The 14,889-nt window shown below is 40.3% G+C and carries 10 protein-coding genes; 8 read left to right on the top strand and 2 right to left on the bottom strand.

The genetic code is table 11. The features are described 5' to 3' along the window. Positions 1 to 205: 205 nt before the first annotated feature. The 5 genes from QYZ87_00570 (at position 206) to pnp (ending at position 8,714) form a co-directional block, all read left to right on the top strand. The gene (locus QYZ87_00570; GenBank protein MDN4753031.1) at positions 206 to 2,239 is read left to right on the top strand and encodes an Ig-like domain-containing protein; all 2,034 of its coding nucleotides are present in this window, start codon (positions 206 to 208) and stop codon (positions 2,237 to 2,239) included. A 614-nt stretch (positions 2,240 to 2,853) separates the two neighbouring features. Next, complete coding sequence (locus QYZ87_00565) at positions 2,854 to 4,377, top strand: cell division FtsA domain-containing protein (GenBank protein MDN4753030.1); 1,524 nt, start codon at positions 2,854 to 2,856, stop codon at positions 4,375 to 4,377. Beyond that, positions 4,343 to 5,773 carry a cell division protein FtsZ gene (gene ftsZ / locus QYZ87_00560; GenBank protein ID MDN4753029.1) on the top strand — a complete coding sequence of 477 codons (1,431 nt, stop codon included), beginning with the start codon at positions 4,343 to 4,345 and terminating at the stop codon, positions 5,771 to 5,773. Before QYZ87_00565 ends, ftsZ begins: the two co-directional genes overlap by 35 nt. A gap of 30 nt (positions 5,774 to 5,803) precedes the next feature. After that, the gene (locus QYZ87_00555; GenBank protein ID MDN4753028.1) at positions 5,804 to 6,256 is read left to right on the top strand and encodes a GatB/YqeY domain-containing protein; all 453 of its coding nucleotides are present in this window, start codon (positions 5,804 to 5,806) and stop codon (positions 6,254 to 6,256) included. A gap of 154 nt (positions 6,257 to 6,410) precedes the next feature. Further along, positions 6,411 to 8,714: a polyribonucleotide nucleotidyltransferase gene (pnp, locus tag QYZ87_00550; GenBank protein MDN4753027.1), complete on the top strand. Its 2,304-nt coding sequence runs from the start codon at positions 6,411 to 6,413 to the stop codon at positions 8,712 to 8,714. Positions 8,715 to 9,015: 301 nt separating this feature from the next. On the opposite strand, the gene QYZ87_00545 is transcribed toward pnp, so the two are convergent. Continuing rightward, positions 9,016 to 9,738 (bottom strand): LiaF-related protein, encoded by a 723-nt coding sequence (locus QYZ87_00545; protein ID MDN4753026.1) that lies wholly within the window; start codon positions 9,736 to 9,738, stop codon positions 9,016 to 9,018. A 192-nt stretch (positions 9,739 to 9,930) separates the two neighbouring features. Between QYZ87_00545 and QYZ87_00540 the strand changes: the two genes are divergently transcribed. Continuing rightward, positions 9,931 to 10,641, top strand: coding sequence for a lysophospholipid acyltransferase family protein (locus tag QYZ87_00540; protein MDN4753025.1), 711 nt, complete (start codon positions 9,931 to 9,933; stop codon positions 10,639 to 10,641). 138 nt (positions 10,642 to 10,779) lie between these two features. On the opposite strand, the gene QYZ87_00535 is transcribed toward QYZ87_00540, so the two are convergent. Beyond that, positions 10,780 to 11,937 carry an AI-2E family transporter gene (locus tag QYZ87_00535; protein MDN4753024.1) on the bottom strand — a complete coding sequence of 386 codons (1,158 nt, stop codon included), beginning with the start codon at positions 11,935 to 11,937 and terminating at the stop codon, positions 10,780 to 10,782. 110 nt (positions 11,938 to 12,047) lie between these two features. On the opposite strand from QYZ87_00535, the gene dacB reads away from it, so the two are divergent. Next, on the top strand, positions 12,048 to 13,418 hold the full coding sequence (gene dacB, locus QYZ87_00530; protein MDN4753023.1) for a D-alanyl-D-alanine carboxypeptidase/D-alanyl-D-alanine-endopeptidase: 1,371 nt from the start codon (positions 12,048 to 12,050) through the stop codon (positions 13,416 to 13,418). Positions 13,419 to 13,455: 37 nt separating this feature from the next. Continuing rightward, on the top strand, positions 13,456 to 14,883 hold the full coding sequence (rlmD, locus tag QYZ87_00525) for a 23S rRNA (uracil(1939)-C(5))-methyltransferase RlmD (GenBank protein MDN4753022.1): 1,428 nt from the start codon (positions 13,456 to 13,458) through the stop codon (positions 14,881 to 14,883). The last annotated feature ends 6 nt before the right edge of the window (positions 14,884 to 14,889 follow it).

Genomic DNA, 14,889 nt, shown 5'->3' with positions numbered 1-14,889 from the left:
TATTGGTATAGCATAATCTAAATAAGTCCAACAAAAAATATCATAATTAAATATCATAATTATAGGTCACAAAAGAAATCCTCGCATCCATTTATTTGGACCTCGGACACAATAATCTATTTTATAATCGCTAAAGGAAACATACGTGACTCTAATATTTTTGCTAGCTTTGTGTTGTCAAAATAATATCTGAGAATTCATTAAAGTGAAGAGGTCAAATATAAATCATTCAATCTTACAGCTCACTGTTGTAGCTGTTTTGCTCGTAAGCATATTTTACGGTTGTGCCAATAAAGTACCACCAGCAGGTGGTCCGTACGATGAGACACCGCCCAGACTCATCAAGAGTAAGCCTAGTAATAAGGCTTTAAACTCAAAGGCTCAGAAGGTGGTACTATACTTTGATGAGTATGTAAAGCTAGAAGATGTTGCTAATAAAGTGATAATCTCTCCGCCGCAGTTGAAAAACCCAAAAGTTATGGCTGTCGGAAAGCGTATTATCGTTGACCTCAAAGATGATCTCAGAGATAGTACTACCTATACAATAGACTTTACTGATGCTATTGTGGATAATAACGAAGGCAACCCTCTGGAGAACTTCTCCTTTGCCTTTAGTACTGGATCAGAATTGGATACCATGGAAGTCTCTGGTAAGGTCCTATCTATGAGAAATCATGAACCCGTTCAGGGCATCACTGTAGGTATTCATCCAGCTGAGGACGGTTGGAATGCCTTTACAGATACCATATTTCAGAGAATGAGCCGTACCTCTAGCCATGCTTTTTTTGTTCTGAGAAATATAAAGCAAGGGCGTTATAGGATTTATGCCCTAAAGGAGAGTGATGGTAATTACAAGCATGATATGCCTACGGAAGGGATTGCTTTTCTGGATTCTATTATTACGACGAGCTCTATGCCTGCTGTCCGTAATGATACTCTTTGGGTTGACTCCCTTACAGTCGATACCATCAAGGAGGTGAATTATACTAGATATACGCCTGATAACTTAGTACTTATGTACTATGAGACGGAGACGCCACGACGTTATATTTCTAAGCGAGAGCGTCCAGACTCTATGCAGTTGGAATTGACCTTCAATCTCCCTCTCGCTGAAGATCTGGTCGTTACGCCTATTGATTCGCTTTATGTGTCCATTGCTACTAAGGAGGATTCTACCAAGGATAGTTACATTTTAGATAGAAAGGGTGATGGTGTGATAAATATTTATTTCTCAGACCCGAAGTGGAAGGCGTATAATAAATTTGAAGTTAGATACCAGTCTGTGGATTCTTTATTACAGCCTATCATTGTTCGAGATAGTATTACTCTCAAGGTTAAGAGGTCTGAGGAGGATAGTAAGAAGTCAAAACCTAATCTCAGGGATAATGGTATGGAGGAGCTAAATGATTCAGTTACACCAAAGCCTAAGAGTCCATTTACTCTCAAGGTGGAGCATAAAGGTGACGGAGGAATCAGGGATTCTATTATTTTCTCGACTTCTCTCCCGATAGATACCACAGCCTTCAAGGGCATAGAATTATTTAATGCCAATGATAGTATCCTTAAGCCAGTAGAGATTGATAAGATAAGCCTCCTGCCTGGTAGGACAACTGTAGGGGTCATCGAAGCCCAACTTTCATATAATACCTCTTATGAGCTCTACTTTGATAGCTTAGCCTTTATTGATTCATTTGGGCATCATTTAGATGAGACAGCGGTGGACGCTTTTAAGACTAAGCCAAAAGATGAATTTTCACATCTCACTATTTCCGTACAGGGCGTCTCTGGCCCATTCATTGGAGAGCTTCTCAATATGCAGGATAAGCCCATTAGGGTACTCATGAGTGAAAAGCCTAATTTTGTGTTCCGTGACCTCAAGCCAGATAAGTATGCTTTTCGTCTTATCCTGGATAGGAATAATAACAAGAAATGGGATCCCGGGAATTATAAGGATTCAATCCAGCCTGAGCAGGTTTATTATGCTCCGAAAATCTTTGAGCTGATGCAGAACTGGGATGTAAAAGAGAGCTTTAACCCATTAGAGACCCCTCTTGATAAGCAAAAACCGAAGGAACTTATCAAGAATAAGCCAAAGGAGAAAAAGAAGCGAGACCTTAATAAGGAGCGTGAGGAGGAAATGAAACGTCGTAATCAGTCTCAACGAGGAGGCCTAGGAGGCTTTGGAGGTGCTGCACGTGGTGCTGGTCGGATGGGTGGCTTCCAAACAGCAACAAGATAAAGAGCCTATATTGCTCTCAAAATCCATTTAGGGCTGTCATTTTAGTACATCGCTTGATCCATCTATATGGATCAAGCGATGTAGCTATAGATATAAGATTTGTAAGCTAGCTTTCGTTTTGTATTTATGTGGATGAAAAGCTATTCTCAATATGGCTTGTGATACCGTACATACCTAAGATTATTATTTGTAACGTCTTAGTAAATAGCGAATTTGTGTAAGGTGTCAAAACGTAGTCAAGAGCTTTTTTTGAAGGCCAAAAGTAGGTGGTTTTTGTAGTTATATGAAAGAGATAGGTTCTCAATAGGAAAAAATTATTTTTCCTATTGGAAGAAGAATGATTTCATATAGAAAGAATTTTAGCTACTTGCAGAGCCTGATTTTTAGTAAGTGCCTTTCAATTTGTTACCATTGCACTTATGACGTTTTGAAATAATTATCGAAATGGATATGGTCATTAACGACCTGCCTGAAACTTATACTTCTCTCATCATCATTATTTGTAGAAAAAGTTGTAAGTTTGTAGGAAATGATGCTGGATTTTAGAATAACCGTTGGTAGGCTAATCTACAGTGCCATTTTTTGTAGATATCTGTGAGAATAATTTGTTAAGCATGCAAGATAAAAATATTACGGTAGCCGTGCTGGATTTTGGGAGTAATGCCATAAAACTAGCACTAGCTGAAAAAAAGATCCGAGGAGAGGGCGAGAATGCTGTCACTCTTGAGGATTTCATAAAAGTCATTTATTACGATTACGAACCTAGTGAGGGGGCTATCTTAAGAGGTGTCATAAGGAATCTAAGCGACACAGCAAATAAGGTCCAACGATTAATTACAAGAGCCGAAGAAGCTACTGGCGTATCCATTAGAAGTCTCTATGTGTTGGTGGATGGACAGGGATTACAGAGCAAGCTGTATTCTGCGAATCTCGAATTTTCAGAGCCTCAGGAGATTAAAAATAGTGACCTCGAGGAGTTGCTAAAGTTGGTTACTCCAGAGCCGAATAAATTTAATTTTGAGAATCCTTACGCACGGTTCTACGTGGGAGGGACCTATGCAGAACGTCCTGTGGGGGTTAAGGGGCTAAATCTTAGGGGAGAGTTTCAGTTCTTTCAAACCGAGCAATACGTTATTGAGAATATATACGATGTACTGGAGAGTAAGCTAGACCTAGAGGTGATCTCATTTTGGGTCGCTCCTGCATTGTTGGGAGAGAAGTTTTTGACCGACGAGCAGATGAGGATTGGTTCAGCTATCATTGATTTTGGAGCAGAGACAACCTCTATTGCGATATATAAAAATGGTTTTCTAGAGGGCTTGAGAGTGTTACCTATCGGTAGCCAACAGATTACTAATGATCTAACCTATCTACAAATTAGCCCGCAGGAAGCCGAACGCTTGAAGATAAGTGAGGGTACCGTACTCTTAGATCTGAAAGAAAATGATCCCATCCAAGTCTTCTCAGCCGACATGCATACCAAGAAGGAAGTTACTCGATATCGAGTAAATCAGTACATCGAAGCTCGTATGCGTGAGATTGTTGATAATGTTAAGAGGATTATTGAGCAATTTGTGGGGGCAGAGAAGCTTAATGGAGGTATAATAATTACTGGAGGAGGGTCTCTGATCAAAGGACTTCAAACCTATCTGATCGAGATGTTGGGGACATCCGTGGAGCATGCTTCCTTCTTTGTTAGTGGAGATTCTAGAAACATCGAGTTCTTATCAAAGTATGGCACCCTTTCTCTCTACTCAATGCTGATTAGAGGGACGGTTAGCTGTACTGAATTTACAGAAATACCAATTGAGGAGGAGTCAACGGAAGCGGTTGTAACTGATATAGTACCTGAGTCTGACTCATCAGCTGGTCTCCCTAACCCTAAGCAAGAATCGTTATTTGTTGACGATGATTTTCCGGATGCTCCTTTGGATCCAGAGTCATCGGAGATCAATGGATATCAAAAAGAAGACGTTTTTAGTAGTGAAGATGTCAAGAGTAGCAATACTCAGCCACAAGAAAAACGTAGGAAAAGTAGTCGAACTCGCAAAAAGAAAAATGGCTTTTGGGATACATTGAAGGGATTACTCCCATTTGATGATTTTGACGAAATGGATTCGGACGATGAAACTGTATGATAATATAATGGAAGATAACTTATTAGCATTTAATACTGGGAATAAAACGAACCAGGATACTCTGATTAAAGTCATCGGTGTCGGTGGTGGTGGAGGTAACGCCGTTAATTATATGTATAGTCAGAGGGTAGAGAATGTCTCTTATCTACTCTGTAATACTGATCGTCAGCATCTTAATAGATGTGATGTCCCTGAGACTATCTGCTTGGGTGAAAGCATTACGAAGGGCTTAGGTGCTGGAAATAATCCAGAGAAGGCTAGATTGGCGGCCGAGGAAAGTAAGGAGGAGATAAAACAAGCCCTCCGAGATGGTACCGAGATGGTATTCATAACTGCGGGGATGGGTGGCGGTACAGGTACAGGTGCTGCTCCAGTGATCGCAGGTATCGCTAAGGAAATGGGAATCCTAACGGTAGGCGTGGTGACTATACCATTCTTATTCGAAGGGCGTATGAAGATCCTGAAAGCTATTGAGGGGGTGGAAAAGCTCAAAAAGAATGTGGATGCCATCTTGGTCGTCAAGAATGAGCTACTCAATAAGGCTTACCCCAATATGAAGATCACAGAGGCCTTCAGGAAAGCTGATGAGATCCTCTGTAATAGTACCCGATCTATCTCTGAAATGGTTACGATTGATGCGGTCATTAATGTGGATATGGCCGATGTGAGGACTACCCTTCAGGATGGAGGTGTATCTATCATCACATGGGGATTTGCCAGCCAGAAAGAGGGCATCTCAGTCGCTTTCGAAAGGGCTCTCAATTCTCCACTGCTCAATACATCTAACTTTGAGTATGCTACGAGGATATTGTACCAAATTATTCACCGTCCTAACTGTGAACCAAGTACCGATTTAACTGAAAAGCTGAATGTCATCAATGCTCGAATAAAGAAGGATTATGAATTTATTTGGGGTATGTGTGAGCGTCCAGAGGATCAGATGGAGGATGAACTAGGGTTCATTTTGCTGGCTTCTGGATTTAATGATGAGGAAGAGGTCATGGGCTTAAGTGAATACAAAGCCGATGCCTCCACTGTGGAGCTGGAAGGAAAGCGTAAGAAACGTAATGAGGAGGATGAAATCATTAAGGGGTATTATCCAGAGTATTCTACATCCGCAGGTGTAGGTGCTTATGAGACGGTACTTTTCACTGATGAACTATTAGGTAATAACGAATTTATTACGCTCGTAAACTCTACTCCTACACTGATCAGAAAAGATGCAGAGAAAGAGAGAATTAAGCAGTATGCTGATACTCTCGTACAGACCGCTTCTCTTTCCTATCATCCAGGGGCTGTACGTAAGGGGCCTGCTCACTCATCCGTAGAAACTAAGGAAACGGATAATGGATCAAATAAGGAGGATGTATTCACCATCCCATTTGGAGATCTCTAAATATTGAAAACAATTTGAATAAAAAATATTATGGCACTTTTTGAAGAAGTAAATGAGGGAATAAAGCAAGCGATGCTTAGTCGTGATAAAGTACGTCTAGAGACTTTGCGTGGTATTAAGAAGGAGTTCTTGGAAGCTGTTACAGCTAAGGGTGGGAGTCATACCTTGGAGGATGACCAAGCACTTAAAATCATTGCCAAGCTGGTAAAGCAAAGAGAGGAGAGTGCAAGTATGTATCGTGATGCAGATCGTCTGGATCTAGCAGAAGACGAAGAGGCACAAGCTGCAATCCTTAAGAGTTTCTTGCCAGCTCAGCTATCTGATGAAGAGGTGCTACAGAAGGTCAAAGAGATAATAGACCGCCTAGGCGTCACTGATATGAAAGGGATGGGAAAAGTGATGGGTGTAGCTATTAAGGAGCTTGGAGCTACAGCTGATGGGAATGTGATTTCACAGGCTGTTAAAAAGTTGCTTGCCAAGTAATAAAAATATCGACTATAATACTTTGAAAGAGTGGTGAGTAAACTTTTTTTTAGGTATTTTTAGTTACATTTGTGAGGTCTTAGTTTATAGACCAAAGGGTTGGGAGGGATATTTCTAGACGAAATAAAGCTGTTTTTATATTGAATAAATTTTTATGATGAACGTAATTACAAAGACCATCACAATGGGTGATGGAAGCACTATTACCGTTGAGACAGGTAAATTAGCCAAGCAGGCTGACGGTGCTGTAACGGTTCGCATGGGCAACACCGTATTGTTGGCAACCGTGACTGCGGCTAAGGACGCAAACCCAGGAGTGGATTTTATGCCACTACAAGTAGAGTACAAAGAGAAATTTTCGGCTGTAGGTCGTTTCCCTGGTGGATTCACTAGGAGGGAAGGAAGAGCCTCAGATTATGAGATTTTGATTTGTCGTCTTGTAGATAGAGCCCTTAGACCACTTTTCCCAGATGACTACCACGCTGAGGTTTTCGTTAATATCATCCTATTTAGTGGTGATGAGAAGGAGCTACCAGATCAGTTAGCTGGACTTGCTGCTTCAGCCGCCCTTGCTGTGAGTGATATCCCTTTCCAAGGCCCTATTTCTGAGGTACGTGTTATTCGCTTAGATGGTGAGTTCATCGTAAATCCGACTGCAGAGCAATTAGCTGATGCTGACCTTGATATCATGGTCGCTGCCACTATGGATAATATCATGATGGTAGAAGGTGAGATGGATGAGGTGCAGGAAGCCGATATGCTAGAGGCTATCAAGGTAGCTCATGAAGCTATTAAGATTCAGTGTCAAGCCCAAATTGAATTAATGGAGGCTGTTGGTACTGTAGAGAAGCGTGCATATTCTCATGAAGATAATGATGAGGAACTTCGCCAGAGGGTTCATGATTTCTGTTATGATCGCGTCTTCGAAGTGGCGATGTCTGGTGTAGATAAGCATGCTCGCTCAGATGCTTTTGAAGCTATCGTTAATGAATTCAAGGAGCAATTTGAGGAAGAAGAATTATCAGAAATCGAGGGTCTGATTAATAGATATTATCATGATGTGGAAAAAATGGCGATGCGTAGAGCTGTCCTAGATCATGGTAAGCGTTTGGATGGTAGAGATACCAAAACAATTCGTCCTATATGGGCTGAAGTAGATTGCCTTCCAGGTCCTCATGGATCAGCGATCTTTACTAGAGGGGAGACACAATCTCTAACAACTGTAACATTGGGAACTAAGAGTGATGAGAAGCTTGTGGATGATGTCCTTAACTATGGTAAGGAACGCTTCCTTCTACATTACAATTTCCCTCCATTCTCAACAGGAGAAGCTAGACCTCAGAGAGGGGTAGGGCGTAGAGAGATAGGGCATGGTAACCTAGCACTTCGTGCACTTAAGCGAATGATCCCTGAGAACTATCCTTATGTGATACGTGTGATGAGCGATATCTTAGAGAGTAATGGTTCGTCATCTATGGCTACTGTATGTGCTGGTACGCTTGCACTGATGGATGCTGGTGTCCAGATTAAGAAGCCTGTTAGTGGTATTGCTATGGGTTTGATTTCTGAGAATAAGGGACAGAAGTATGCTATCTTATCTGATATTCTTGGAGATGAAGACCACCTTGGTGATATGGACTTCAAGGTGACTGGTACCCGTGATGGTATCACTGCTACTCAGATGGATATCAAAGTGGATGGTCTTAGCTACGAAATCTTGGAGAAAGCTTTAGCTCAAGCTAAAGAAGGACGTATGCACATACTAGGCAAGATTGAAGAGACTATCTCTGCTCCTAGAGAGGACTTCAAAGCTCATACTCCTCGTATCGTCACTATGAGAATTCCTAAGGAATTCATCGGTGCAGTGATAGGCCCTGGAGGTAAGATAATTCAGGGTATTCAGGAGCAAAGTGGAGCTTCTGTAAATATTGAAGAAGTTGAGAATGAAGGCGTCATAGAGATAGCCGCACCAGGTAAAGAGCCTATCGATAAGGCATTATCGATGATTAATTCAATCGTCGTTATTCCTGAGGTAGGTAAAGTATATCCTGCTACCGTTAAGAGCGTCATGCCATACGGTGCATTTGTGGAGTTCTTACCAGGTAAGGAAGGCTTATTACATATCTCTGAATGGGATTGGAAACGCTTTGATACCATCGAGGAGACTGGTCTTCATGAAGGTCAAAAGCTAGATGTCCAGCTTTTGGAAGTGGATCCAAAGACTGGTAAGTTCAGACTCTCACGTAAATCTCTTCTTGAGAAGCCAGAGGGTTATGAGGAGCCAGCAGAGCGTAGGTCTTTCCGTAGAGACGGTGGAGATAGAAATAACTACCGTGGTGATCGTAATAGAGGCGATCGTAATGATCGCAATGATCGTAACGACCGTAACGACCGTAACGACCGTAATGACCGTAATGGTCGTGGTCGTGGCGGAGACCGTGAACGAAATAGAGACTAATTAATATAAGGGAGCGATAGCTTGCCTGAATTATAATCTTGAGGAAGATGGTGTGTCACAAACTAATGGTGACACACCCTCTCTTCTTTAATATAACGTAGGAGCGTTGCACTATGCCAATTCACTACGTTCTTCGGGTTCTCTATACTTTTTCGCCCCTATACCCACAGCCTTTCCTTAGAGACTTCTATCTCATGCACCTAGTCCAATCACAAAGTACTCTTTGTGAGTAGATTTTTTTGATCCAACCTGTAAGAAAGTATCACTTCGTGAACACTCTCTAGACTATTGTTGTGAAGTGTTAGTTTCTTATCTCGACTCCTCCGAGGATTATAGATCCAGTGATGATGAGTTTGAATTCTTTTAGCAATGATGAATCTGTTCCTCTTCGTTTGTCATCCACTTCACCAAGAAGCACTTTTGTCCTATCTTCTATGGTACAGTTGTTAGGGATGTATAGATCAACTCCTGCTAAAAACACAGACAAATCAATATAAATAGTATCACTTTTGACTAATGCCCCCCTAAGGTCAATCGTAGTGCTAGATAGTGTACTTTTGAAGCTTCCTCCTTCGAATATCTTACCATCATAATTTTCACTATACTCACTCATGAATGAACTTTTGACATATTGATTACCATCCTTATTCATAGTCGCACTATCGGATTGACTTATGCCAAAGTAGAAAATGAATATAAAACCAATGAGGATAATGACTAATGGCCAGAAATACAGATCAATATTTAAAAAGTGACTGGGGATTAATCCTGGATAGGTATTCCCGATTCTAAGGAATAAAAATACTAATCCTATAATAGTCATTATTAAGCCACCCACCTTTTCTTTTCTGAATAAACCTATGAGACCTATATAAGTAAGTAGTATAGGCCACGAAATTAATATCTTTTTGAGAGAGTAAGGAATAATGTCCATTCGGTTTAGCAGCATAACCATTCCAACCCATAGGAATGCTATCCCTATTGCAATGCTTGAATTGTACGATCTTCTAGTTTTTGTTTTCATGAAGTTATTGTCTTTCATTAGTTTGTGTATATTGTTATCGCAAATATATATATAAGTTTTTAATACCATAGGGACCTTAATCTAAAATTAATCGTATTTTAGTTCGGTTGTTATTTTGGAATTTGTTTCAGGATAGGAGAAATAGTGGATTTTATACTATCTTTGCTGTAATTATTGGCTAAAGTATATTTAATGAAGATTTTAGACCTCCTTTATAAGGTATATATCATCGTGGTTTTTATACCACTATTTGTCCCTCTTACATTGCTTACAGCATTCGTTTCTGCTGTGGGTTGTATTGTCGGAGGAGAGAGAATTTTTTCGTACTGGCCAGGCAAGATCTGGAGTATTCTTACGTTGTATTTACTGCTGTGTCCTGTCAATGTCACAGGTAGAGAGAATCTTCCAAAAAACAGATGTAGTATCGTCACCCCTAATCATACGAGTGCATTAGATATTTTTCTCTTGTACGGATACCTTGGCGTCCGCTTCAAATGGGTCATGAAGGGATCTCTAAGAAAGTTACCTTTTGTTGGATGGGCTTGTGAGAAATGTGGCTTTATATTTGTGACCCATACTCCAGAAGGTGCTATTCATGTCATTGAAGATACAACATCCGCTATCAGAAAAGGATACCATATCTTTATATTCCCTGAGGGTTCACGTACCAAGGATGGTCAACTAGGTCCGTTTCGGAAAGGAGCTTTTCGCGTCGCTACTGACACGCGTACTCCAATAGTCCCAGTAAAGATAATTGGCGGTTACGAGGCTTATTCTAGATATGATATCTTCCCAAGGCCTAAAAAACTTACCGTAAAGATACTACCTTCCATAGATACTGAAAAAGTAAGTGACCATTTGGCGTTAATGAAAATGACTCGTCAGGTGATTTTAGACGCCTAGGCCAGACTTCTCCTCGGTACTTCATTGATACTAATCTGGTCAATACTCTAATTAAGAGATTGATGCCATTACACAATCACAATAAAAGGCATCCCTTTAAAATGTCTAGAGGGTATGACTTTGTGGGATATGGTGTGGTTATACGTTTTCGTGATGAAAGATATCACTCAGTTTTTTTCGTGTTGTCCGTCTGATCTGAGTTCCATTTGCAATAGGCTCACCGATGACGTATTTCATATAGAATGTATAAATAATCATACTCAATGGCAAAGCAAATAGTAATCCCATGAATCCAAATAGACTTCCCCAAATTGTCAGAGATAATAAGATCATGGCAGGTTTCATACCCATTGATTTTCCCTGAATAGTTGGGATTAGGATGACTTGCTGTACTATTTCACTGATAAAAATTACACCTGCAGCGATGAGTAGGATGATAAAGAAGTTTTGCCCCGTTGCTGCTGCTTGTAGTCCTACCAGTATAAGTAGTGGAAAATAACCTATATACTGTAGGTAAGGAATCATATTCAATAACCCCATAAAAAGCCCAAAGGTTATTCCTAGTGGCAATCCCATAAGAGCGAATCCTATGGCAAGAATGACTCCACAGATTAGGGAGATTAAAGCCTGACCTTTAAAGTAGCTATTAATATAGAACTCTACATTCGCAGCTAACTCATGCATAAAAGGGCGTGTGCTGCGAGGACACATCGAGAAAAAGCCCCTAACAAGTGCCTCATAATCCAACATAATAAAGATGAGGTAAGCTAAAAAGATCAATATTACCAGCATACCTGATAGATAGCTAAGCGTATTTTGCACGATTTTCCAACTACCTGTTAGGAGATTCTGAATATAGGCAATGAATTCTTGTAAATTGATAGATGCTAATAAGCCTTCTAAACTTGTGAAGAACTCTGACTTTGTTCTAAGTTCTTCTGGAATAATGCTTACAAGTAAACCTCCGATGTCGTAGTACTGGATTAACTCCCATGCTTTCTTGCTTTCGTCAATAAGTGATGGGATCAAGATAGCGAATACACCTACTAATATTCCTGTTAGGATCGTTAAGACTATAATAATATTAACAGGGCGAGATTTTATCTTGACCTTTTCTTCTAAAAAATAGACGATTGGCATCAGCATATATGCTAAGATCCAAGCCAAACCAAAAGGGATAAGGATAGTACTCAGTGCACCTAATCCCCAAAAAATGAGCACTATTATGAGTAAAGCAAATATTATTTTTGCAATACGATTAAGATTAAATTCTTTTCTGAAAAAGTCTTCAAACATAAGGTGAGAGTTTTTGCTTAACTTTGCGTACAAATATAGATATAATTATGGTAGCAAAAACATTTAAACCGCTTTATTTATTTTTTACATTATTGGCGTGCTCAGTCCTTGTGAATGCACAGCAAGTTAGAGTACCATCATCTAGCATATCAGCTCTGCAAGACGCCTTCTGGACCTTGAGTATTCAAGATGCCTCAACAGGGGAAGAGCTTATTGGGATAAGATCTCATCAGCTAATGACTCCCGCAAGCACTATGAAAGTGGTCAGTACAGCCACTGCTTTGAGTCAGAATCCATCTGGGATGAGATTTGAGACGAGAATAGAAACGGATGGAATTATCACTGATGGTGTCCTGGATGGTAATATCTATGTCATTGGAGAAGGTGACCCCTCTATTGGATCTCGATATTTTTGGAATGAAGATTCAGACAAGTTCTTTCGGACAATAACAACAGCAATTAAGAATAAAGGCATTCGCCAGGTTACTGGAGGTGTAGTCGCACTTTCTGATAAGAGTGACTTTCAGGCTGAAAGCCCCCGATGGCCACTTTACGATATGGGCAATCATTATGCGGCAGGTGTATATGGACTTAATTTATTTGATAATGCATATACCGTTCACTTCACAAATTATGGAAAGAGCTATAACCTAGAGCCTAATATTCCAGGATTAAAGCTAACCATGCTATTTGATAGAACGAATGAGCGATCTCGGGACTCATTGTATATCTCTCGGATACCTTTAGAGGACGGTAGTTATCCAATAACTGGAGTGTATCCTGCGAATGTGAAGAACCTAAGAATAAAAGGAGCGATACCCAATCCTCCGCTTTTTATGGCTGAGTATCTTCAAGAAACTATGAGTAAATCAGGTATCTCATTTGGAGCAACTCCAACAGTTGTTTCTTCTGTACCAGAAGAGCTGGCCACCCTTTATCTTTTTGAATCCCCAACAATCCTTGAATTAATACGTATCACCAACGTGTATAGTCATAATCTTTTTGCAGAAGGCTTTCTAAAGCTGGTTGGACGAGACCGAAATGGAATGCCAGGGCATAACCAAAGGCAAACTTCCATCATGGAGGTCAAAAGGTATTGGAGTAGTCGAGGATTAGATGTAAGAGAGTTGGAGATGCTGGATGGATCTGGGCTTTCAGCTGAGAATAAAGTATCAGCATACTTCCTCGCAGCATTATTAGGTAAGGTATATCGTGCCGATCCGTCAGGTACATTTATGCGTACATTACCACGTGCTGGTAAGGAGGGAACGGTCAATACATTTCTGAAAAGAACACCTTTGGAAGGCAAAGCATTCCTTAAGAGTGGAACAATACGGAATGTGGTCTGTTATACAGGGTATGTGCAGCTAAGCGGTAAAACATATACTGTAGCTATTATGGTGAATAATTTTTATGGTCGTACCTCAAATATACGTAGGGCCATGGAGAGTGTGTTGCTAGAGTCTTTTGGACTAAAATAAATACTTGTATAGGATAACATTAATCTAGATATTATAGATGGCAAAAAAAAGTAAAGCTCCAGTAATTGTAGAGGGCGTGAAGATAGAGAAAGTTGCAGCTGAGGGAAAATGTATAGGACATCTCTCAGATGATAGAATTGTCTTTGTCCCATTTACCGCTCCCGGTGATGTGGTCGATATTCGTTTGGGGCGTAGGCGTAAATCTTATGCCGAAGGGGTGGTGCAGAGAATAGTGGAGCCTTCTCCTATTCGCGTTGTCCCTCGTTGTGAGCATTTTGGGGTCTGTGGTGGTTGTAAATGGCAGCATCTTCCTTACGAGACACAACTTGAAGCAAAGGAGCAGCAAGTATTAGATCAATTGGAGCGTATTGGTAAGTTTGAAGTAAAAGAAAAGCGTCCTATTATTGGTGGAGAGCATATCTATGAGTATCGCAATAAGTTGGAGTTTACTTTTTCGAATAAAAGATGGCTCACAGAAGGGGAAGTCCAATCGAATGAAACTTTTGACGATCCCTCTCTGACCTCTGGCTTAGGCTTTCATATCCCGGGACGTTTTGATAAGGTTTTGGATATTAAGCACTGTCATCTACAAGTAAATACAAGTAATAAAATACGGCTTTTTATTCGAGAGTATTGCTTGACTCACGAAGGATATTCTTTCTATGATTTACGTACACACGAAGGTTTGATGAGGACCTTGATGGTTCGTACTAGCAGGAGTGGTGAAGTGATGTTAGTGGTGGTTTTTGCCAAAGATGAGGAACGACTTCGAAGCCAATTATTAGAGGCTATTAAAAACGAGTTTCCTGAAATAACCTCATTGATGTATGTCATAAATGAGAAGATGAATGACACTTTTGGTGATTTAGACGTGAATTTGTACTCAGGTAAAGATCACATTTGGGAGGAAATGGAAGGTTTAAAATATAAAATTGGCCCTAAGAGTTTTTATCAAACCAATAGTGAGCAAGCATATAGGCTGTATGAGCAGGTGCGAAATTTAGCTCAGCTCAAAGGTGATGAACTGGTTTATGACTTATATACCGGTACTGGTACTATTGCTAGCTTTGTTTCACGACATGCTAAGAAAGTAATCGGGATTGAATATGTTCCTGAAGCAATTGAAGATGCTTGGGAAAATGCGAGGGTTAATGGTCTGAATAATCTAGACTTTTATGCTGGAGACATGAAAGATATTCTTACTGATGACTTTATAGGTCAACATGGACTACCAGATCTATTAATTACAGATCCTCCACGAGCTGGTATGCATCCTGACGTCATTAAGACCATCCTAAATGCAGCTCCTAAGCGGATCGTTTATGTTAGCTGTAATCCAGCTAGTCAAGCACGAGATGTTGCAGTGATGAGCGAAGAATATAAGGTCTTAATTTCCCAACCTGTGGATATGTTTCCCCACACTCATCATGTGGAGAATATTTTATTGTTGGAGCGAAGATTATAATTTAAG

Source organism: Porphyromonadaceae bacterium W3.11, assembly GCA_030434245.1.
In the GTDB taxonomy this organism is placed as follows: Bacteria; Bacteroidota; Bacteroidia; order Bacteroidales; family Porphyromonadaceae; genus Porphyromonas_A.
The sequence above is the reverse complement of the archived record's forward strand: the minus strand, read 5'-3'. Positions and strand labels throughout refer to the sequence as shown.